Origin of the sequence: Labrys monachus (genome assembly GCF_030814655.1) — a bacterium.
In the GTDB taxonomy this organism is placed as follows: domain Bacteria; phylum Pseudomonadota; class Alphaproteobacteria; order Rhizobiales; family Labraceae; genus Labrys; species Labrys monacha.
On sequence record NZ_JAUSVK010000001.1, the window covers coordinates 5,416,997 to 5,432,896 of the forward strand.

Sequence of the window (15,900 nt, forward strand, 5' to 3'; positions counted from 1 at the left end):
TGACGAACGATCGTTTGATAGGACGGACAATACAAGATGACCGGCCAAAACGGAAATCCGTTTTGGCCGGTCATGGATCCCTCGCGTCGCTGCGTTATTCTGCCGCGATCTTGCGGCTCGTCGCGTCCTGGATCGTACGCCACACCACTTCCGGGGTTGCGGGCATATCGATCCTGGTCACGCCGACGCTGCGGCGCAGCGCATCGATGAGAGCATTCATCACGGCGGGACAGGCGCCGATCGTCCCGGCCTCGCCGGCTCCCTTCACGCCGATGGGATTGGTCTTGCTCGGCACGTTGCGCGTCTCGAAGTGGAAGCTCGGCACGTCGTCGGCACGCGGCAGGGCATAGTCGGTGAGGGAGGCGGTCAGCAACTGGCCGTCCTCGGCATAGACGGTGCGCTCGAGCAGCGCCTGGCCGATTCCCTGCACCACGCCGCCATGCACCTGCCCTTCGAGCAGAAGCGGATTCACGACCCTGCCGAAATCGTCGACGATCGTATAGGCCAGGATATGGGTGACGCCGGTCTCCGGATCGATCTCCAATTCGCAGATATGGGTGCCGTTCGGATAGGTCGCCTCGTTGGGCTGGTAGTCCTCCACGGCCGTCAGGAGATCGGGCGTCGCCTTGGGCAGGCGGGCGAGCGCGACGAAATCGATCGCCCGGTCCGTGCCGACCACGCGGACGCGCCCATCGACGATCTCGAGATCGCCGATGCCCGCTTCAAGCTCGTCGGCCGCCAGTGCCTTCAGCCGCTCCGCCAGCGTCTGGCTCGCACGGGCGACCGAGGCGCCGCCGACGGGGATGGAGCGCGAGCCGCCCGTGCCGCCGCCAGTCTTGATCCGGTCCGAATCGCCCTGCACCACATTGATGCGCTCGAGCGGCAGATCGAGATATTGCGAGACGAACTGGGCATAGGCGGTGATATGCCCCTGCCCGTTGGTCTGGGTCCCGATCAGCACCGTGGCCGTACCGTCCGGCTCGAGCGAGACGGTGGCATCTTCCTTCTGGCCGTCGGCGCAGGCCTCGATATAGGTCGACATGCCGATGCCGCGATATTTGCCGGCCTTCTGGGCGGCCTGCCGGCGGGTCTCGAAATCGCTCCAGCCGGCCACCTGCATCGCCTGGCGCATATGGCCTTCGAATTCGCCGGAATCATAGACGCGCCCGGTCGGCGCCTTGAACGGCATCTGCTCCGGCTTGACGAAATTGCGGGCGCGGACGGTGTCCACCCCGAGGCCCGTCTCGAAGGCGATGGCGTCCATCAGCCTTTCGATCAGATAGGCCGCCTCCGGCCGGCCGGCGCCGCGATAGGCGTCCACCGGCAGCGTATTGGTGAACACGCCGCGGACGCGGACATCCATCGCGCCGACGGCATAGGCACCGGTCGCCATCAGCGCGCCCAGCCAGGGAATGAAGGGCGCGAACTGCGACAGATAGGCGCCGAGGTCACCGATGATGTCGATCTTCACGGCCAGGACCTTGGCATCGGCATCGAGAGCCGCGTCGATGCGGCTGACATTGTCGCGGCCCTGGGTATCGGCCAGGAAGTGCTCGCTGCGGTCCGCCGCCCATTTGACCGGCAGGCCCAGCTGGCGAGCCGCTTCCATCGCGAGCGGATATTCGCGGTAGAGGAAGGCCTTGGTGCCAAAGCCGCCGCCGACATCGCCCGTCTTCACATGGATGTCGGCCGGAGGAAGCTTGAAGATCGATTCGGCGAGCGCATCGCGGATGCTGTGGACGCCCTGGCTGCCCAAGGTCAGCGTGAACCGCGCCCCGTCCCATTCGGCAAGGCAGCCGCGCGGCTCCATATAGTTGGCGACGAGCCGGTTGTTGACGATTTCGAGCGAAACGACACGAGCGGCCTCGTCGAAGGCCTTGGCCACCGCCGCCCGGTCGCCGATCTGGGCATCGAAAGCGAGGTTCGAGCCGTTTTCCGGCCAGACCAGCGGCGCATCCGGTGCGAGCGCGGCAACCGAGCCGATGATGGCTTCCAGCGGCTCGTAATCGATCGCGATGGTTTCGGCGGCATCCCTCGCCTGATCGAGCGAATCAGCGACCACGAAGGCGACGGCATCGCCGACATGCCGGACGACGTCGCGGGCGAGCAACGGATAGGGTTGCTGATCCTGTTCGCTGCCGTCGGCATTGGTCATCAGGGCCTGGCACGGCATGTCGCCGAGATCGCCGAGGTCCGAAGCGGTGAGAATCAGGCGCACGCCCGGCATCGCGGCGGCCTCGGCCGTACTCCCGATGGTGAAGCGCGCATGGGCATGCGGAGAACGCAGCACATAGGCCCGCAGAATGCCGGCCCGCGTCTCGTCGTCCACATAATTGCCCGCTCCGGTAATGAAGGCTTGGTCTTCCTTGCGGCGAACGGGTTGACCGACGCCAAATCTGGTGGGCGGCATAACGAACCTCCGGCAATGACTGGAACAGTATCCGCACTGGGATAGCACGCCTGAATGAGTTTGCAAAAATCCGCAGAAATCCGACATTGACCGCTGGACAGGGCCGGCGGGCTTTGCTAAATCGCCGTCATCGAGCGCGGCAACTCTCCGCGCTCTGATTTTTTCCGATGGGCGCATAGCTCAGTTGGTAGAGCAGCTGACTCTTAATCAGCGGGTCCCAGGTTCGAGCCCTGGTGCGCCCACCATCGGAAAGCTCAATTCCTTCAAGGGGTTGGCGAGAAAATCGAAGCAGCAGGTTATGCCGCTCCGAAGCTCGTCTTTCTACGGGTAACGCCGGGGTATCAAACGTTACCCGCCGCAGACCCTCCCCTTGGGTTGGCAAGCGCCCCGATCAACCGAATTCCGGCGACTGGCATCGAAGTGCCGCTTGAAGCGCAAGGCGAGAGCCTGGATGCGTTCGGTCGCGATGGCCGCGCCGTTGGCGTAGGACGAGCCGCGAGGGGCCTCAAGCGCGTCGCAGGCACTTGCGGGCATTCACAGCATCATCGCCCGCCAGCGCCTCGCAGACGGCGCGTAGTGCGACGACAAGCGGACCGGCGCCGGCGGCATGGATGGGGCCTTCGTGTGGAAAGTCGATGAGGCGCCGAAAGGCTTCGCGGATCGTGGCCGTCTCCCTGCCCGCGGTCGCGCTCATGATCTCTTGGTAGAGCATGGTGATATCCTGATTTCGGATGAAGGAACGAGGCCCGGCCGGCGCTGCGCCGGCCGGGCGGGATCTTCAAATCGGCACTGCTGCCGCCAAGCTGCGAAGGCACATGCCGACCGTCTCGGACCCGATGAAGGCATCGTTCGCCAAGAGGAGGACCTCGACCATCTTCTCAGCGCCGGCGCGGGTTGCGGGAACGGTCTTGGCAAGTGCCTCTTCCTGTTCGGAAAGAAGGGCTTGCAAGGGTGTCCAGGCCGCTTCATCGAGGTCCTGATCTTCGACAGCTTTCCGTATCGTCATGTATCTGTCGACGGCAGCAATCGCCGGATCGATCGAGGCGGCTTTCATGTCTGCCTCCAGTCGCAACCGACCGTGCTCAACACGATGGAGGCCCGACCGATCGGGCCGGATGTCGTGTCGCCGAGATGCCACCTAGGCCATTCCTCGCCATGGAAGCGCGCGCCCTCATTGCAGAGGGGAACGGCGCTTTCCACGACATCGAGATGGGTCGGATTCAACGTCGCGCAGAGAAGACGCCGCTCATAGAAGAGCCACGCATTGTAACTGTCGAGAAGATCCCGCGTTACCGGCGCTGCGGAGGCTGTGGGCCGACCTATGAGGGTGACGGCGCCTCCGATGAGCGGGAGAGCGGCAAGGCCACTCAGCAGGCGCCTGCGGTCAAGGATCGCGGTCATATCGCGTGCTCCTCTTCGGCGTCGGCTTCTTGTTCGAGGTCGGCCTCACCCCAACAGGGCGCGCCGATCTCGCCGCTCTCGGTCCAGCCGAGCGAGGGCTCGCGGTCGGACTGATCTTCCTCGCGATCGGCGCCGTCCTCGTCGTGCTCATCTTCAAGCTCGCGATCGGTCGTGTCGACGCGGCAGCGGCGCGCATGCAGCCATTCGGTACCCGAGCTTCTGTCCTCGAAATGCGTTGTCGCGAGGAATGGCTCGGCGTCGCCGCCCTCTTCAAGATCCGGGTCGATATCGAGCGCATCGAGCAGTCGGATCATTTCCTCGACAGCATTGCCCACGGCCCGGCGGAGGACGCAGGCATCGTCGCTGCCGCGCAGGCGGGCAAGGGCGCGCACGGCCTCGCGGATGCCGTCCTGCAGGGTATGTACCTCGCCTTGCGAGACGGTGAGCGCGAGGGCGTGGACATTGGTGCGCACGCGGGCTTGCAAAGCGCGGGCGCCAGCCGGCATCGGTGGCGCGGCTTGGGACGAAATAGGCACAAGTGTGCTATTGCTGCGAACAGCCATTGCCAATCTCCAGGGTTGGTTTTGGTTAGGGGCCTTTCGGTGCGCCAACACCGTCTGGCCCCGTTGCATTTGTATGCAACTGAATGTATAATACACTCATTGAATTGCATGTCAACTGCACACAATGGCACTCATGGCAAAGACCTCAGCGCTCTCCGTTCGTGTTTCCGATGACGTCAAGGCCGCAGTGGAGAAGGCCGCCGCCGATGATAGTCGGTCTGCAGCATCCCTGGTCGAGAAGGTGCTTGTTCAGTGGCTTCGTGACAAAGGCTACCTAGCCAAATGAGCAATGACGATCCACTCAAGCCGTGGCGAGACATGATGGCCTCAGGAAAGGTAGTTATGTCTCATGTTATTGATATGCCTATAAAATTGTCATTATCTGAAGCGGGAGTCCTTCAAATTGATTCCCCTTTCGCTGTGGTCGGTATTGAGCAAGCGGGCCTTCAGCGGATGTATATAATGGCGACATTAGAAACGCTTCTGGTGGCTCTGCAAGAGCTCGCAGATCATCCCGATAGGACCATCGAAATTAAAGCGGGGCGAGCCGCGAACTGATTTTTTTCATCCTCTCAAATCCCGTCCTATTCGCCGCCTGATCGAGAAAGTTCTCAAGCACGATTGACTCCAATCTTTTCACCTTCGAAGATGCAGGAAAGGGGAGGCGCCGATGAAGTTCATTCTTGTTGCAGTTACTGCTATTTTTCTCCCCAATGCGGTATTGGCGGCTGATGATCAGCCCGCAACCGTCGCCAATATGCGAGACCTTTGCGAAACGCAAAGACCTGACGCTTTATTTGATGATTGTGGGCGCTTTCTAAATCAGATGATGGATGGTCTCATCGAACTAAAACAGGAAGGGAAGCCCGTTATATGCCTTCCAGAGGGGCGTCCAAGCACCGAAAATCTGAAGGCTCTTTTCATGCGCTTTGCTGAAGGTAGTAACGGAAAACTCGATAATATGTCTGCCATGACAATGTTGGCATCGGCGATCGATATCCAGAACGGATGCCCAATGCCGTAAGATCATTCGCCTCCACGATTACGGCGGCAGGGCGTTCGCCTTCCTCGGCGCGCTGTGGCGCGCTGGATCGAGATTCAGAAACTGCGTCGGGCTGACGCAGTTTCCGGAGGCCGTGGCAACGAAGGTGGAACGCGCGCGGCAGCAAGGGAGCTGAATATTTCCGAGCCAGATGCGCGTCGGGCCGAGAAGGTTGCATCCCTTTCCTCAGAAGCCAAAGCCGCAGCCGTTGAGGCTGGCCTCGACGATAATCGCACGGCTCTCCTCGAAGCCGCCCGCAAGCCCACGGTCGCCGAACAGGTCGCCAGCTTTCACGTTCGTCGGCATGTGCCTACCGGCTTTTTGAGAGTGCCAAAGCGCCTGGCGTAAGCGTCAGGATAATAGGCTCGTCGGGTGGCAGGCTCGCGGGGCGGCTGACAGCCGCCTGTGTCGTGTTTTTCTCTTCAAATTGCTTGACCGCATCAACTGGAATTCTGAGAAGACGCGGTCCGATACGAAAGGCACAAAGCTCGCCGCGCTTGATCAGAGCTCGAACGTGGTTCGGCGTGCACCCCCAGCGCTCCGCAAGGGTTTCAGGTGTGTAAGGTCTTGGGTCCATCGGTCTGATCCTCGGGCCGAGATCGTGCCCTATGGGCTAGCGGCTTTCAAGAGGCCGCCGCCGCGCGCGCTTGTGCCAGGCTCAGCCGACTTTTTCGAGCCAATCCTTCAACACGGCATTCGCCTTGACCTGCCAGCCGTCGCCCAGGGCACGCATGCGATCGATGACGTCGCCGTCCAGGCGCATCGTCACCTGGCGTTTCGGGTTCGGCACACGCGGCCGGCCGCGGCGCCGAGCTTCCTGATAGGTGACGAGATTTGCGTCGTCCGGGAGGGGTGGCGCGTCCGGATCGGCGAGCGCCGCGGCGTGCAGCTTCGCGTCTTCCTCGTCGGTCAGCCCTTCGCCATAGGCCCCTGCCTTTGCGAGGGCCTTCGCCCACTTTTCCTTTTCAGAGACCGAAAGTTTTGCGAATGTGGTCTTCATAGCGCTTCTTGTCCTTCCTGTCGGCGGCGCGGAGGCTGATCGCATGATCCTCCTCGCCGCGGAGCGTGTAGACGTAGAAGAACAGGCGAGGGCCGATGAAGCCGATAGCGCGCTCACGCTGTTCGCCATGGGCCTCGCCGCGGTCCTCCGCGATCAGCGCCGTTTCCCACTCGAACCCTTCAGCCGCCGCAAGCTCGATGCCGTGCTTGACGAGATTGCTGCGGTTCTTGGCGGGATCGAAAGTGGTCAAGATCGGCGCTCTCTGTTCGATAATTATTTGTAGCGCCATTTAATTGCGGCGTCAATTGTTGTAACGCCGAAAAATTGATTTGTTGCGAGAAATGCCGGCAGGGCATGCGGTGCATCAGCATAGCGAAACGTCATGATACGAGCAGGCGAATGCTCGATCGTCTGCGTACGGGCGCCAGAAGCGGCCTATGGTGTCGTGGGGCCTATCGGATAAGCGATGATCGTCATGAACCAACTTCCGCCGGGCATCTGGGATTCGAGATCATATTCAATCAATTTCACGATCCATTTGCCATTGGCTGGCGTCAGATCGCTTTTAACCTCGATATCCCCCCCATATCTCACGGCCGGATTGTACAGCGCGCGAAGGATGATTTCGGTTTCGTTGAAGGCTGGGTATCCAACTAAGCCCGTCTCTTTGGAGATGAGCGGGGTGCTGCCCTGCCGCGGCTTGCCGGGCATCGATATGGCGAGTGTGCCCTTGTCGACGATCCACTCGATGCCGGCATGCTCGGCGATCTGCATCGCCTGCATCCAGGCCGAGCCGTAGTAGTAGGGGTTAGCGAGCTTGACGTTGACGCCGTTGCCCTCGAAGGCCAACCCCATTTGCTTCGCGAGGTTCGACATCATGCCGGCGACGTCGGCGCTGCCTTTGATGCTGGTCGGCTTGACGGGCTTGACCTGGTCATAGATATTCGGTTTGGCGGAAATGCGAAAGCAGACCTGCGGCATCGACATCGCGTCGACGAAGGCGGAGAAGATTTGCCCTTCATAGACGGTGTCCATGCCGGAACTGTCGCCTGCTCGGATCACGACGGTATTCAAAAAGTCCCTGTTGTATTGGGTGCCGACATTGCTGAGCTGGTTCATCAAATCGAGCGGCAGGCCAAAGATAGCAGCCGTGGCATCACTCTGATCGGCGCCCCCCTTATTTACGATATGGCAAGAGCACCTTAGCCCCTCTATCGTCGCCGTGTTGCCGCCGCCATGGAACTGGCCATTGGCAAGTTGCAACTGGATGGAGATCCGCTTTTGCGAGAAGGCCATGTGAAAAATCCGATCTATTAGGTCTTGTCGGCCTCGACGAGGTGCCGCTGAATTGCAGCTTTCCGCCGCTTGGCGCTGTCCAGAACTTCGGCCAGCGTTTCCGCGCTTCCAACGGCGATGGCGATAGCCTTCTCATCACCGGCTTGCCGCGCTGCGTCGATTGCCGCTGTTGCCTCCGCCAAGCTACCCGAGAGCGATCCGATTTGGTTATCGATCCCTGATAGGGTTGCGGCCACGTGCTCTCTGATCTGAGACATCCGAAATTTCCTGTTTGGTCGTCGAAATAGTGGGTCTTTGTGTCAGGGGAACTCGAGAACGAGAACCATCCCATCGGCGCCGGCAGCGCCCGCAAGGCTTGTCGAGGCGACCGTCTGCGCACCGCCCGCGCCTGATCCGGGCGCCATGCCGGCATTGGCCGTTCCCCGGCCGCCGGGCTGCGATGCCTGCGGGATCGCATTGATGTAGACGCCGCCGGCATTTCCGGCGAAAGGGATCTGAAACTTTACCGGTATTTGGCTGTATTGCATGGTGCTTCGCCCATCGGGCTATCCTGTTCGGAATGAAAAAGAGGGGAATGGCCGCCCCCGAGAAAAGGACTACTCGTGACGGCCTGCTGGCTGTTGTTGCGGACACCTGCCGGCTGGTCCGCCCCGCGGCTGACATGGCTGCAAAGCGCGGGGTGTGTGCGAACATCCCTGAGCAGCGGCGGACATTCGCGCATTTCGCTCAACTTTCCGGTGTTACGCCGATCGCGATAACGCGAGCGGATTGGATCACCTGCGGCGATTGGAGCGGCTCGCCATCGGAGTTCACGACATAGACGTTGGCGGTCCCGATCGACTGTCCGATGGCCGCGGCTGCGGCATCGATCAATAGGGTGTTGAGTTCGGCCGCGCTGAAGATGACGCGGGTGTTGCCCTGGATGGGGGTGATATTCGGCATCGCTCAAGCCTCCGGAAGCGGCGCATTGGCGTCGTTCGAAAGCGCCTCGAAAGCGGCCCGCCACGTCGCACCGATCGATCCTTGCGCCTTGGGATCGCGGCTGAGTTGCTCTTTCAGGTCGGCAGGAACGGCATTCCTTCCGAACAGGAAGGCCACGGCTTCATGCAGGTCTGCCTCTTCCTGCCGGGCCCGGATCGTCCGCTCGCAAATGCTGCGGACCGCTTTGGATTCGGCCAGCACTTCAGGCACGGCGCTCGCCATCGCCATGTTGATGAAGGGGATTTCCCGTTCCATGGTGGCGATTTCGTCGAGCGCCTGGCGCCGGGCGTTGGCGAGCATCTCGACGGCTTCCTCCGCCTCGCCGAGTGCGTCCGCCGCTTCACGAATCGTCATCTTCGGCGCCGGGTTCGCCGGGTCGATCACATGCGCGGTTCGTTCGACCTTCGTCGTATCGAGCTGGACGCGGGCCGCCTCGACGGCCTCCTCCGCGCGCCATTTCCTTTCCATGAGATCTTCGGCACGGGCACGATAGGAAGCGATCTTTTCGTGAACGCCCTTCTTCCTGCCGATGGTCTCGGCGAGCTTCTGGCGCGCGTCACTCGAACCCGGTTCCTTGCCCTTGCCGCCGGCTGCCAGCTTGAGATAGCTCCCGATTGCCATGAGTGCCTCCCTCAGCCGCGCTTGATCCGGGAAGCGCCCGGAAACATCGCATTGAAGCTGTCGACTCCGGCCTGCGTCGGAGCCGGCGGGCGCTTGGGCTGCTGCCCGTAGGTGTCGACGGATCGAACCTTGCCGGCATTCGGGAACATCGCATCGAAGGCCAGGCGCCGGGCGCTGTCCATCGCTTCGACCCGCGGCTTCTGCGTGGCGTTCTCCGGCATGTCATCATCGGCCTGGTCCGGATCTTCCTCGCCGCCGGCGCCGCGCAACATCCCGTGCAGGTCCGCCCATTCTTCCGGGGTGCACTTCTTCGCCAGGGCACGCATGATCGCCATGGGGTTGCGCGCCGGCTTGGCTTCGGGCGCCTCGTCTCGCGCCATCCTGCCGCGCAGGTAGTCGTGACGACCGCCGGGAGCGAGATCGGAGAGAGCGGGCGACTGCCGAGTTCCAGGCCGCAGGCGAAGGGCGCCGTCCATGGCGCCGACAGGCTGCCGCTCGACATTCCTGTCGAGCCAAGCATGCCAGTTGCCGAGCTGGTAGTTCGTCAGCAGCTTTTCGGGATGGCCGTTGAGATAGGGGTTGTGGGCAGAGGTTTTCACTTGTCGTTCCTTTCTGGGTGATTGTTTTCAGCCGGCGGCTCGCCGCCATGCGGGGGGCATCCGGGACAGTTCGAGGAGTTTGTCGGAAATGATCATTGGGCCGTGTCCGCCGAACATGAGTTCGGTGAGTGCCCAGACGAGTGCGTCCATGCGGTTCGGTGAGCCGGGGCCTTGGTATCCGCTCGTATTCGTGAGGCGCATTTCCTCTTCGAGATCGGCGAGGGGATTATCGAAGCTCCCGATGGGCACGACGTGATGCACCTTGCCCTGTTCGTAGAGAGCGGCCACGGGTTCGGCCCGGACAGCCTTGCCTCTCGTCGCCGTTATGAGCTTGATCGGCGCGCTCTTGCGGGCGGTCTGGATGACGTGCTGGCACATCTCGCCGCCGTAGTTCTTCTCGACGACGATCTTGTCGGCCTTGTACTGGTCGAAGGCCGCGATTACGGCCTTGCCCCAACCGTCCGGCGACAGTTTCACGGTGCGGTCGGCCAGGATGTAGGCTTTTCCATCGTCACCCTTGCCGGCTACCACGATGCCCTGCGCATCTCCCCCGTCTTCACCGTTGGAGCCGCTCGGGTCGACGGCCACCACAACCCGAATAAGCTGCGGCGTCTTGTCGACCCGGCAGCGCTCCAGCACTTCGAACGGCCATAGACAGTTCGGCACGTCGTCCAGCAACTCGCCATCGAGTTCCTGCCGTCCAAGGCGAGTTCCTGCATACCGATCGGTAATGACCTTCATGAAGCCGGCGGCGAGGTTCGCCGCATTGTCCCGCGTCTTGCCCCGCGTGATCACGACATCTTCGCCCGCCCGCTTCATCAGTTCGCGAAGCAGACGGTTCGGTTTCGGCGTCGTCGTCACCACGGCCCGAGGCCGGTCTCCCAAACGCAAGCCGAACTGAAGCATGTCCCAGGCCGCGAGGTATCGCCAGGATCCAACCTCGTCGCACCATGCCGCATCGAACTGCGGCCCGCGGAGCCGTTCCGGCTCGTCTGCCGAGTAGGTCGTCGCAATGACGCCGTTCGGCCATGTCAGGCGGCGACGGGAAGGCTCGTATTCGGGACGCATGCCCTTCGGAGCGATGGCGAGCAGCCCGCTTTCGCCTTCGACCATGACGTCGCGGGCATCGGCTGCCGTGGGGGCGACAAGCGCTATGCGGGTCGCGGCGCCCATCAGCACTTGCTCTTGCACCCACTCGGCGCCGGTCCTGGTTTTGCCGAACCCGCGGCCGGCGACAAGCGCCCATACGGCCCAATCGCCAGGGGGCGCAATCTGCTCCGGCCGGGCTTTCATGCGCCAGGAGTTGCCGAGCACATCGGCCAGCCTGCCGAAGAGCGCGCCATCACGCTGCGTCTGCATGATAGGCCTCCGCTGCCGGGAGGGCGATGCCATCAATCTGCGGAACGGGAATATCCTGAAGCTTCATCAGGCCTGCCACGACGGCGCGCATGGCTTCCGGATAGGGTGCCAGTTCGCGCATGAGCATGGTTTCAAGTTGGCCGAAGAGCGGCGACGCCATCAGCGTGACGGCGTTCTGCGTCACGTTGTTGTTGATCGTCGTAATAGAGCGGGCGCTCTCCATCAGTTCGCCGGTGAGCTTGCCTATCTCGCGCAGCACCTCCGTCGCCCGGCCGGCAAGGTTCGCTGTGGCGTTGCGGTCGTTGCAGGCTGCCGCAGCGAGCATCTGCGATATCAGAGTGCTCCGGATGATGGCGAGATAGTCGAGCAGCCCCACGCCCTCCGCAGCGGCCTTCTCGACGAGATCCTGCATGGGCACGTCTGCGATCAGCATGGCGCGCCGGTCCGGCGGCAGATGCTCCATGTGTCGCCACACGGCATCACGGCCAATGCTGTACTTCGCGGCGATGTTATCGAGACTCACGCCGCTGATGCGCGCCATCTCGATCAGCACGCGATCCGGATGCGCACAGACGGTGCACCGGGCCTTGTTGGCTGTCAGACGGGGGTGGGGAAGCTTCTTCGGCATTGCGCGACTTATCTGCGTGGAGATGAGCCCGCGCGCCAAAGCGCCTACGGCAAGCCATTGTGAAGTGGCACTTAATAGTTACGCGATAATTCGTCGCGATTCAAGAGGCTGTCTTAACAGTCTTTCGAAGAAGCAGGTTGCGCACCGTGGTTGCGTGCCAAGCACCGCCCCGGCGAGTGTGAACGCCGCGCGTGTTGAGCACCGCGGCGATGCCTTCAAAGCTCGTAACGCCCGATGCCTGGATACCCTGGATCATGGGCAGCATCTCGTCTGCAAAGGCGTTTGCATCGGCGCTGAGGCTTGCTCGGGCGGCTGCTGCCGTCTCTGCGCTACCATGAGTGCCCAGGCGCTTGCCCTGCGCCTTGCGGGCTGCCAGGGCCGCCTTGGTGCGTTCCGAGATCATGGCGCGCTCTTTCTGTGCCAGGGCGGCATAGAGATGCAGCATGAAGGGATCGGCATCGGCGCCCAGTTCGGCCACGATAAAGGGCGTTTTCTGCGCCATCAGACCAGCGATAAAGGCGACGTCGCGGGACAGGCGATCCAGCTTCGCGACGATGATGGGGCACTTCGATCGCTTGGCAGCGGCGAGCGCGGCGGCGAGTTGCGGCCGGCGATCGAGCGCGTCCGTTCCCTTGCCGCTCTCAACCTCCATATGCTCGCCGATGATAGCGATTCCCTCAGCCTCGGCGAAGCGGCGGATTGCGTCCCGCTGCGCCTCGATGCCGAGCCCACTCTTGCCCTGCCGGCCCGTGGAAACGCGGAGATATGCGACGGCGATGTTCATGCGGATGCCCTTCAACCTGACATCTGCAAATCTAGTACGTCGGTTCGTATTTTGCAAGTGCTTGTTTTCACTCATGTTCGCGACGCCTGTTCAGCCGCCATCGCTTGCGTGTTTTCGATGCGACGTCTTTTCTCAATCCCTACCGGACATGCAGCCCGGTTCCTGCCGACATCCTGGCATCGGCCCCGCCGACTTCATGGTCTTCTGCACGCCGTTTCGCTCCATCGTTCCACCCTCTGTTCGCACCTTCCCCTTTCCAAGGGGGGGGAAGGGTGCGAACGCGAAACAGAATGGGCATTTGTTCGCATCTCTGTTCGCATGCGAACGCAAATGTTTTCAATGACTTACCGCCGTCTCGTTCGCACCTGTCGTTCGCTGCGAACGGTGCGAACAAAAAGGGCGGTTTGTTCGCAGGGTGCGAACGCCTCATTTTGCCTCTACCAAGGCGCCTTTTCCCTTGGCGGTAATGGTCCATTTTCCCAAGGTGGACTCGACGAGCTTCTGCCTTTGCAGCGTTTGGAGCTTTCGGTTGACGATGGATTTCGTCCGGCCGATCGCGGCGCCCCACGCGGCTTGTGTCCCGGCTGGCTCGGCAAGCATGGCCTTCAGCAAAGCGATACTGATGTCGATCTCGGCGGCCTGTCTCTCTTCGGCGAACTCTTCGGCACTGGGGCGCATGGTGGGTAGCTGCACCTGCCGGCCCTTGGCGTCGAGCACGTCGGGGCTGCCGGTAATTTCGAAGCGAAAGAAGGCAGGCTTGAACTCGAGACCGCGGAGCTTTCCTTGCCAATGCAGGGTGACAAGACCGCTTTCGGGCTGTTTGGCGAGGCAGAGATTGCCGTCGACTTCGTTGAGGATGGCGCCACCACCATAGGGGACAAGATTGTCTTCGGCGGCGTTTTTGACAGGGTGAGCGGCGACGACAACGGACGGGAGGCCATCGATGCGAGTGAGGGGACGCACGCGGCGCATGAACTCGCCCCCCTGCACGTTGTCGTTGATATTGTCGCCGTCGAAAAAGGCCGCGAGCGTGTCGACCAAGACAAGCGAGAACGGCCGCTGTTTCGCCATGGCGTTGAGCTTCGTGACAACCTCTTCCGGCTTCACGCGCATATCGAGGATGACGAGATCGTCGCTCAACTCGTCGATATCGATATTCAACAGAAAGGCGGCGACTTTGAACCGCATCCTGGCGTCGTCGGGGTTCTCGAATGCGAGGTAGGCGACGCGACCCCGGTTGACATCGAGGCCGAGAATGTCCGGTCGCCCGGTCGCGATTGCCAGGGCAGCGACGACAAGGAACGCAGTCTTGCCCGCCCCGGTCTTGGCTGTGAGCGTGTATAGCGAGGATGAGCGCACGATCGGCTCTATCGCATAGGAGAGCGGCGTATACTCCGCGCAGAACGCTGCCGCCGATTTGAATTCGACGGCAGGCTTTGCCGAGACGGGTTTCTGCCCGGGCGCCGGCGATGGGGGCTGTTCCTCGCGCCACATCCCATTATCCGGCATGGCGCGTGGTCTGCCCATTTTGCTGCTTCTCTCGTTCACGCAGCCGCTCCCGCCTTGGCCTGCCAAGTGATTCGCGGGCTCGGCGTAGTGAGCATGCAGCGCAGTTCGGCGGCGTGGACCGCGTCTTCGGCCTGCATGGCGATGCCGGCAAGCTTGCCGCGGGCTTTCCTGGCATCGACGACGACAATCCCCCGGCGGTCGTTGCGGAGCCACCACAGCGGATCACGATAGACGGGTAACGGTGCACCAAGCCGCGGTCGCAGAATTTCGTCTTCGCCGGGCCCGACCACGGCACCGAGCCAAAGAGCCAGCCGGTCCGTGCGTGGATTCCAGGCCGTGATGTCGGCGGCGACGCCCGATGTGTCGTAGCACAGGAAAAGGAGGGCTCTGGCGCCCTCCTCCTCATTGGTCACGATGTCGAAAGTCCCGGCCCTGTCGAATGCGACACGGGCCGTAAGGACGGGGTCCGGTTCGATCAATGCTTGCGTCGCGACTCCGCGAACGCGGAGCCAGTTGAGTTGACGCTGATCGAGGCGGTCGGACTGGTAGAACAATTCCACGAGTTCGGAATGGGAGACGATCACAAAGGCCCCCTCGTCCCCCGAGGAGACCCGGCTTTTTTCCCATTCTCAGCTGCGGCGCCGATCGCGAGCGCCAAGCGCAGCGGAACGATAACGAGGGGCTCGCGCCGATCCGCCTTGACGACGAGCATGTCGCGCCCCTCCAGCCAGCGATAAAGCTCGCGGAAGCCATCAGCGCGTGCCTTGGCCTCGACGGTGCGGTCGACGCCGAGAAGCGGCACGGTGATGTCGCCGATATACGATCCACCGGCCGAACCAGAGAGCGGGACACGCTCCGCGGCAAAGCCGGCTTCCTGGAGTTGCCGGACGAGGGCGCGTTCGACACGATTGCCCTTGTCGCGAGATGCGCGGCCGCCGCTCATAGCGGAGCCCTCACGCCCAAGAAGCGGGTGGCGAGATAGCGGACGGCCTCCTCGTAAGCCTGCTCGCCTTGCTCCATCGTCCAGCGGATGACGTCGCCCTGCTTCAGCGTCACCGTGCAGATATAGAACCGGTGCTCATCCGAGATGAAAAGGCTGTCCTGCCCGGAAAAGGGGGAAGCGCCGCGCCATTCATGACCCTGCTGGCGCAACTGCACCGCCCGGCTGATCACGTCCGAGGGCTTGACGGTTTCGACGATCTTCCGGGCCAGGAACTTCACATGGCTTTCGGCGTCGGCCGGCTCGTCGTGGAACTTGTCAGGCATTGATGAGGCCCTCCGCGACGGCAAGCGCCTCAGCCTGGCGCAGCCCCTCGATCACCTTGCCGAGAAGCTCAGGCTTGATCGTGATGCCGGTCTTCGTTGCGATCTGCTCATGGTCACCATTCTCGGTGAACAAGCGCAGGTCGATGAAATCGGCACCTTTGAAGTGCCGCATCATGATGCAGATGAAATCGCGACTGTTCTTCTGGACGCGGGCGACGACGCGATCGGGACTATCCATGGAATGCCCCTCCCGCGTTGACCATCAGGTGAACCATGATGATGCTGATGGGGATCGAGCAACGCGCCGCAATCTTGCGCGCTGCGGCATCGATCCGGTTGATTTCGGAGTGGTGGGCTGGTACTGAAGAGTTGCTGAACTTTTCGACTACCAGCCCGGCGGAGGCGGCAACCTCGCGCCGGGTTTCGTTTGTGGTGTGCATG

At 62.2% G+C, this 15,900-nt stretch carries 24 protein-coding genes and 1 tRNA gene; 3 read left to right on the plus strand and 22 right to left on the minus strand.

Annotated features, from left to right (window positions below):
• Positions 1-94: 94 nt before the first annotated feature.
• On the minus strand, positions 95-2,410 hold the full coding sequence (locus J3R73_RS24745) for a xanthine dehydrogenase family protein molybdopterin-binding subunit (RefSeq protein ID WP_307433612.1): 2,316 nt from the start codon (positions 2,408-2,410) through the stop codon (positions 95-97).
• 169 nt (positions 2,411-2,579) lie between these two features.
• On the opposite strand from J3R73_RS24745, the gene J3R73_RS24750 reads away from it, so the two are divergent.
• Positions 2,580-2,655, plus strand: a tRNA-Lys gene (locus J3R73_RS24750).
• 260 nt (positions 2,656-2,915) lie between these two features.
• Here the strand turns inward: J3R73_RS24750 and J3R73_RS24755 are convergent.
• The 4 genes from J3R73_RS24755 to J3R73_RS24770 form a co-directional block, all read right to left on the minus strand.
• Positions 2,916-3,122 (minus strand): hypothetical protein, encoded by a 207-nt coding sequence (locus J3R73_RS24755; protein WP_307433615.1) that lies wholly within the window; start codon positions 3,120-3,122, stop codon positions 2,916-2,918.
• 66 nt (positions 3,123-3,188) lie between these two features.
• A complete protein-coding gene (locus J3R73_RS24760) occupies positions 3,189-3,464 on the minus strand; it encodes a hypothetical protein (RefSeq protein WP_307433617.1) in 276 nt (91 codons plus the stop codon).
• Positions 3,461-3,811, minus strand: a complete 351-nt coding sequence (locus tag J3R73_RS24765; RefSeq protein ID WP_307433619.1) for a hypothetical protein — start codon at positions 3,809-3,811, stop codon at positions 3,461-3,463. Before J3R73_RS24765 ends, J3R73_RS24760 begins: the two co-directional genes overlap by 4 nt.
• A complete protein-coding gene (locus J3R73_RS24770) occupies positions 3,808-4,374 on the minus strand; it encodes a hypothetical protein (RefSeq protein ID WP_307433621.1) in 567 nt (188 codons plus the stop codon). The genes J3R73_RS24765 and J3R73_RS24770 overlap by 4 nt, the downstream gene beginning before the upstream one ends.
• A gap of 282 nt (positions 4,375-4,656) precedes the next feature.
• On the opposite strand from J3R73_RS24770, the gene J3R73_RS24775 reads away from it, so the two are divergent.
• Both J3R73_RS24775 and J3R73_RS24780 read left to right on the plus strand, forming a co-directional pair.
• Positions 4,657-4,932 carry a hypothetical protein gene (locus J3R73_RS24775; protein WP_307433623.1) on the plus strand — a complete coding sequence of 92 codons (276 nt, stop codon included), beginning with the start codon at positions 4,657-4,659 and terminating at the stop codon, positions 4,930-4,932.
• Positions 4,933-5,044: 112 nt separating this feature from the next.
• The gene (locus tag J3R73_RS24780; RefSeq protein ID WP_307433625.1) at positions 5,045-5,398 is read left to right on the plus strand and encodes a hypothetical protein; all 354 of its coding nucleotides are present in this window, start codon (positions 5,045-5,047) and stop codon (positions 5,396-5,398) included.
• 328 nt (positions 5,399-5,726) lie between these two features.
• Here the strand turns inward: J3R73_RS24780 and J3R73_RS31585 are convergent, their stop codons facing one another.
• From J3R73_RS31585 to J3R73_RS24860, 17 genes are all read right to left on the minus strand, one after another.
• Complete coding sequence (locus tag J3R73_RS31585; RefSeq protein ID WP_370880000.1) at positions 5,727-5,993, minus strand: helix-turn-helix domain-containing protein; 267 nt, start codon at positions 5,991-5,993, stop codon at positions 5,727-5,729.
• 81 nt (positions 5,994-6,074) lie between these two features.
• Positions 6,075-6,416 (minus strand): BrnA antitoxin family protein, encoded by a 342-nt coding sequence (locus J3R73_RS24785; RefSeq protein WP_307433627.1) that lies wholly within the window; start codon positions 6,414-6,416, stop codon positions 6,075-6,077.
• Positions 6,382-6,666, minus strand: a complete 285-nt coding sequence (locus J3R73_RS24790; RefSeq protein WP_307433629.1) for a BrnT family toxin — start codon at positions 6,664-6,666, stop codon at positions 6,382-6,384. The genes J3R73_RS24785 and J3R73_RS24790 overlap by 35 nt, the downstream gene beginning before the upstream one ends.
• A 185-nt stretch (positions 6,667-6,851) precedes the next feature.
• Positions 6,852-7,712 (minus strand): baseplate hub protein, encoded by an 861-nt coding sequence (locus tag J3R73_RS24795; protein WP_307433631.1) that lies wholly within the window; start codon positions 7,710-7,712, stop codon positions 6,852-6,854.
• 17 nt (positions 7,713-7,729) lie between these two features.
• A complete protein-coding gene (locus J3R73_RS24800) occupies positions 7,730-7,969 on the minus strand; it encodes a hypothetical protein (RefSeq protein ID WP_307433633.1) in 240 nt (79 codons plus the stop codon).
• 469 nt (positions 7,970-8,438) lie between these two features.
• Positions 8,439-8,654, minus strand: coding sequence for a hypothetical protein (locus J3R73_RS24805; RefSeq protein ID WP_307433634.1), 216 nt, complete (start codon positions 8,652-8,654; stop codon positions 8,439-8,441).
• Positions 8,655-8,657: 3 nt separating this feature from the next.
• Positions 8,658-9,314 (minus strand): hypothetical protein, encoded by a 657-nt coding sequence (locus J3R73_RS24810; protein ID WP_307433637.1) that lies wholly within the window; start codon positions 9,312-9,314, stop codon positions 8,658-8,660.
• An 11-nt stretch (positions 9,315-9,325) separates the two neighbouring features.
• Positions 9,326-9,913: a hypothetical protein gene (locus J3R73_RS24815; protein ID WP_307433639.1), complete on the minus strand. Its 588-nt coding sequence runs from the start codon at positions 9,911-9,913 to the stop codon at positions 9,326-9,328.
• A 27-nt stretch (positions 9,914-9,940) separates the two neighbouring features.
• Positions 9,941-11,272, minus strand: a complete 1,332-nt coding sequence (locus tag J3R73_RS24820) for a DNA-packaging protein (RefSeq protein ID WP_307433641.1) — start codon at positions 11,270-11,272, stop codon at positions 9,941-9,943.
• Positions 11,256-11,900 carry a hypothetical protein gene (locus J3R73_RS24825; protein WP_307433643.1) on the minus strand — a complete coding sequence of 215 codons (645 nt, stop codon included), beginning with the start codon at positions 11,898-11,900 and terminating at the stop codon, positions 11,256-11,258. Before J3R73_RS24825 ends, J3R73_RS24820 begins: the two co-directional genes overlap by 17 nt.
• 100 nt (positions 11,901-12,000) lie before the next feature.
• On the minus strand, positions 12,001-12,759 hold the full coding sequence (locus tag J3R73_RS24830) for a recombinase family protein (protein WP_307433645.1): 759 nt from the start codon (positions 12,757-12,759) through the stop codon (positions 12,001-12,003).
• A gap of 351 nt (positions 12,760-13,110) precedes the next feature.
• The gene (locus J3R73_RS24835) at positions 13,111-14,232 is read right to left on the minus strand and encodes an AAA family ATPase (RefSeq protein WP_307433647.1); all 1,122 of its coding nucleotides are present in this window, start codon (positions 14,230-14,232) and stop codon (positions 13,111-13,113) included.
• Positions 14,229-14,777, minus strand: a complete 549-nt coding sequence (locus J3R73_RS24840; protein ID WP_307433649.1) for a hypothetical protein — start codon at positions 14,775-14,777, stop codon at positions 14,229-14,231. The genes J3R73_RS24835 and J3R73_RS24840 overlap by 4 nt, the downstream gene beginning before the upstream one ends.
• Positions 14,774-15,136 carry a hypothetical protein gene (locus J3R73_RS24845; protein ID WP_307433651.1) on the minus strand — a complete coding sequence of 121 codons (363 nt, stop codon included), beginning with the start codon at positions 15,134-15,136 and terminating at the stop codon, positions 14,774-14,776. Before J3R73_RS24845 ends, J3R73_RS24840 begins: the two co-directional genes overlap by 4 nt.
• Positions 15,133-15,459, minus strand: a complete 327-nt coding sequence (locus J3R73_RS24850) for a CHC2 zinc finger domain-containing protein (protein WP_307433653.1) — start codon at positions 15,457-15,459, stop codon at positions 15,133-15,135. Before J3R73_RS24850 ends, J3R73_RS24845 begins: the two co-directional genes overlap by 4 nt.
• Positions 15,452-15,697: a transcriptional coactivator p15/PC4 family protein gene (locus J3R73_RS24855; RefSeq protein WP_307433655.1), complete on the minus strand. Its 246-nt coding sequence runs from the start codon at positions 15,695-15,697 to the stop codon at positions 15,452-15,454. Before J3R73_RS24855 ends, J3R73_RS24850 begins: the two co-directional genes overlap by 8 nt.
• Complete coding sequence (locus tag J3R73_RS24860; protein ID WP_307433658.1) at positions 15,690-15,899, minus strand: hypothetical protein; 210 nt, start codon at positions 15,897-15,899, stop codon at positions 15,690-15,692. Before J3R73_RS24860 ends, J3R73_RS24855 begins: the two co-directional genes overlap by 8 nt.
• Between the last annotated feature and the right edge of the window lies 1 nt (position 15,900).

Bases quoted from the DNA above. Each gene is read 5' to 3' on its own strand.
- J3R73_RS24745 (WP_307433612.1), bottom strand. From the start codon at position 2,410: ATGCCGCCCACCAGATTTGGCGTCGGTCAACCCGTTCGCCGCAAGGAA.
- J3R73_RS24755 (WP_307433615.1), bottom strand. From the start codon at position 3,122: ATGCTCTACCAAGAGATCATGAGCGCGACCGCGGGCAGGGAGACGGCC.
- J3R73_RS24760 (WP_307433617.1), bottom strand. From the start codon at position 3,464: ATGAAAGCCGCCTCGATCGATCCGGCGATTGCTGCCGTCGACAGATAC.
- J3R73_RS24765 (WP_307433619.1), bottom strand. From the start codon at position 3,811: ATGACCGCGATCCTTGACCGCAGGCGCCTGCTGAGTGGCCTTGCCGCT.
- J3R73_RS24770 (WP_307433621.1), bottom strand. From the start codon at position 4,374: ATGGCTGTTCGCAGCAATAGCACACTTGTGCCTATTTCGTCCCAAGCC.
- J3R73_RS24775 (WP_307433623.1), top strand. From the start codon at position 4,657: ATGAGCAATGACGATCCACTCAAGCCGTGGCGAGACATGATGGCCTCA.
- J3R73_RS24780 (WP_307433625.1), top strand. From the start codon at position 5,045: ATGAAGTTCATTCTTGTTGCAGTTACTGCTATTTTTCTCCCCAATGCG.
- J3R73_RS31585 (WP_370880000.1), bottom strand. From the start codon at position 5,993: ATGGACCCAAGACCTTACACACCTGAAACCCTTGCGGAGCGCTGGGGG.
- J3R73_RS24785 (WP_307433627.1), bottom strand. From the start codon at position 6,416: ATGAAGACCACATTCGCAAAACTTTCGGTCTCTGAAAAGGAAAAGTGG.
- J3R73_RS24795 (WP_307433631.1), bottom strand. From the start codon at position 7,712: ATGGCCTTCTCGCAAAAGCGGATCTCCATCCAGTTGCAACTTGCCAAT.
- J3R73_RS24800 (WP_307433633.1), bottom strand. From the start codon at position 7,969: ATGTCTCAGATCAGAGAGCACGTGGCCGCAACCCTATCAGGGATCGAT.
- J3R73_RS24805 (WP_307433634.1), bottom strand. From the start codon at position 8,654: ATGCCGAATATCACCCCCATCCAGGGCAACACCCGCGTCATCTTCAGC.
- J3R73_RS24810 (WP_307433637.1), bottom strand. From the start codon at position 9,314: ATGGCAATCGGGAGCTATCTCAAGCTGGCAGCCGGCGGCAAGGGCAAG.
- J3R73_RS24820 (WP_307433641.1), bottom strand. From the start codon at position 11,272: ATGCAGACGCAGCGTGATGGCGCGCTCTTCGGCAGGCTGGCCGATGTG.
- J3R73_RS24825 (WP_307433643.1), bottom strand. From the start codon at position 11,900: ATGCCGAAGAAGCTTCCCCACCCCCGTCTGACAGCCAACAAGGCCCGG.
- J3R73_RS24830 (WP_307433645.1), bottom strand. From the start codon at position 12,759: ATGAGTGAAAACAAGCACTTGCAAAATACGAACCGACGTACTAGATTT.
- J3R73_RS24845 (WP_307433651.1), bottom strand. From the start codon at position 15,136: ATGAGCGGCGGCCGCGCATCTCGCGACAAGGGCAATCGTGTCGAACGC.
- J3R73_RS24850 (WP_307433653.1), bottom strand. From the start codon at position 15,459: ATGCCTGACAAGTTCCACGACGAGCCGGCCGACGCCGAAAGCCATGTG.
- J3R73_RS24855 (WP_307433655.1), bottom strand. From the start codon at position 15,697: ATGGATAGTCCCGATCGCGTCGTCGCCCGCGTCCAGAAGAACAGTCGC.
- J3R73_RS24860 (WP_307433658.1), bottom strand. From the start codon at position 15,899: ATGCACACCACAAACGAAACCCGGCGCGAGGTTGCCGCCTCCGCCGGG.